Source organism: Pseudoroseomonas cervicalis ATCC 49957 (genome assembly GCF_000164635.1).
GTDB lineage: Bacteria > Pseudomonadota > Alphaproteobacteria > Acetobacterales > Acetobacteraceae > Pseudoroseomonas > Pseudoroseomonas cervicalis.
Genome location: NZ_GG771244.1, coordinates 1 through 552, shown reverse-complemented (window position 1 = coordinate 552; position 552 = coordinate 1). Strand labels below are relative to the sequence as shown.

At 74.3% G+C, this 552-nt stretch carries 1 protein-coding gene; it reads left to right on the top strand.

What is annotated here, in order from left to right; genetic code table 11:
* Positions 1–243 precede the first annotated feature (243 nt).
* On the top strand, positions 244–552 hold a 309-nt coding region (locus tag HMPREF0731_RS22800; RefSeq protein WP_040614606.1), incomplete at its 3' end, for a hypothetical protein.

Sequence of the window (552 nt, the reverse complement as noted above, 5' to 3'; positions counted from 1 at the left end):
GTCCCGGCGCGCCCCGCCGCCGGCCCGCTGGCCGATCCCCCCCTGGCCCTTCCGCCGGCCCTTGCTTCTGGCGCCTGCTGCATAGCTTTGCGAAATACCACGAAAAGCGCCGCGCCGCGACCTCCGCGCGGGGCTCGGCGGCGCTTTTGCGCGTCCGGCCGGATTGCGCCCTTGCGGGACGCCATCCGGCCGGCTTTTGTGCTCACGGAGTCGTGATCAATGCCAAAGGCCGAGGAGAAGCCGATGACCGCGCGGGTGCGACCGGGCCAGGACGGGCAATGGCAGGTGGTGGTCGGCCAGGGGCCGATGGCCTTCCGCCGCGAGCATTTCCAGGATCGCGCCGCGGCCGAGGCCTGGGCCGCCATGGCCACCCTCTCCGCCCGGCTGTGCCTGGTGCGAATCGGCAGCAAGCGCTTCCTCGGCACCGCGGCCGAGGCGCTGCGCCGCTGGGCGATCGACCAGGGCACCCTGCCGCGCAGCGAGGGCGGCACCCAGCTCGCCCCGTTGCAGCGCCTGGGCCCGCTGATGGCCGACCCGGATTGCGCCCTGCCG